Origin of the sequence: Micromonospora sp. R77 (assembly GCF_022747945.1) — a bacterium.
In the GTDB taxonomy this organism is placed as follows: Bacteria; Actinomycetota; Actinomycetes; order Mycobacteriales; family Micromonosporaceae; genus Micromonospora.
In genome coordinates, this window is record NZ_JALDST010000019.1 from 1 (window position 1) to 1,488 (window position 1,488).

The 1,488-nt window shown below is 75.9% G+C and carries 1 protein-coding gene and 1 pseudogene; both read right to left on the reverse strand.

The window, feature by feature from the left end; genetic code table 11:
• Window positions 1-1,176: DHA2 family efflux MFS transporter permease subunit (locus MRQ36_RS32890; protein ID WP_242801726.1), on the reverse strand; the 1,176-nt coding region annotated here is incomplete at its 3' end.
• A pseudogene (locus MRQ36_RS32895) lies at window positions 1,173-1,488 on the reverse strand (hypothetical protein); the annotation flags it as partial. The pseudogene MRQ36_RS32895 and the gene MRQ36_RS32890, both read right to left, overlap by 4 nt.

The following is a 1,488-nucleotide window of genomic DNA, read 5'->3' on the forward strand; positions in this document are numbered from 1 at the left end:
CGGCCGGACCGCCCGCATGGCCTCGGTGGTGGTGGGCGCGATGGCCGCCCCCATCCCGATCCCCACCAGCACCAGCGGCAGCACGAAGGTCGCCGGGGTGGCGTCCGCCGCCGGCACCGCGGCCACGGCGAACACCCCGGCCGCGTACGCGGTCAGGCCGACCACCAGCAGCCGTCGGCCGCCGAGCCGGTCGGTGAGCCGGCCCGCCACCGGGGCCACCGCGCTGAGCGTCACGGTCCACGGCAGCGCGGTGACGCCGGCCAGCAGCGGGCTCATGCCGAGCAGGGTCTGCGTCTCGATGACGAAGACCAGCAGGAAGCCGTAGAGCGCGAACGAGGTGCCCATGGTGATGACGACGGCGACGGTGAAGGTGCGGTCGGCGAAGAGCCCGGTGGGCACCAGCGGCGCGGGATGCCGGCGTTCCCAGCCGACGAACGCCAGCAGCAGCACCACGCCGGCGGCCAGGATCATCGGCACCGTCACCGGTCCGACCACCGGCCCCCAGCGCAGCCGTTCCCCCTCCACCAGCGGGTAGGCGACGCCGACCAGGCCGGCGGTGGCGAGCAGCACGCCGACCGGGTCGAACCCGGCCGGTCGGGCGGAGCGCAGGTCCGGCACCAGCCGGAGCGTCGCCACCACGCCGGCCACCCCGATCGGCAGGTTGACCAGGAAGATCCAGCGCCAGCCGAAATCGGTCAGGATCAGCCCACCCAGCGTCGGTCCGCTGACCGCCGCCAGGCCGGCGACGGCCGTGAAGATGCCGAACGCGGCCCCCCGCCGGGCGGGCGGGAAGATCGCCGAGATGAGCACCAACGCCTGCGGCAGCAGCGCGGCCGCCGCGGTGCCCTGCACGGCCCGCGCCGCGATCAGCTCCCCCGGGGTACGGGCGGCCCCGCACAGCAGCGAGGCCGCTGCGAACCCGGCGAGGCCGGCGACGAACACCCGGCGCGGCCCCAGCAGGTCACCGAGGCGGCCGGCGACGATCAGCAGGGACGCCAGCGCCAGCAGGTAGGCGTTCAGCACCCACAGGATCTCGTCGATGCCGGTGTCCAGGTCGCCCATGATCTGCGGGGCGGCCGTGTTGACGATGCTGGTGTCGAGCAGGATGAGGAAGTTGCCGAGGCAGAGCACCGCCAGCGCGGCCCACGGGTTGCGCGCCCGGACCGGTCCGGTCACCGTACGCCCCCCTCGGTCAGCGGGCCGGCGGCCAGGTCCGCGCGCAGCCGCAGGCCGATCTGCCGGGCGGCGGCCATGCTGGCCCAGGCGGTCAGCCCGACCAGGGCGGCATCCTCCGGCTGGCGACGCCGGAACGCCTCGATCTCCCGCTCGGTGACCCGGTAGGAGGCGAGCGCGGTCAGCAGGGCCAGTTCGCCGGCGGCCCGGTCGCCGGGGGGCAGGTCGGCGACCGCCTCGGTGATCCGTCGCCGGTCGCCGGGGCCGGGCGGTGGGGTGGCCCGGACCAGGTGGGTGAGCACCAGGGAGCGGACC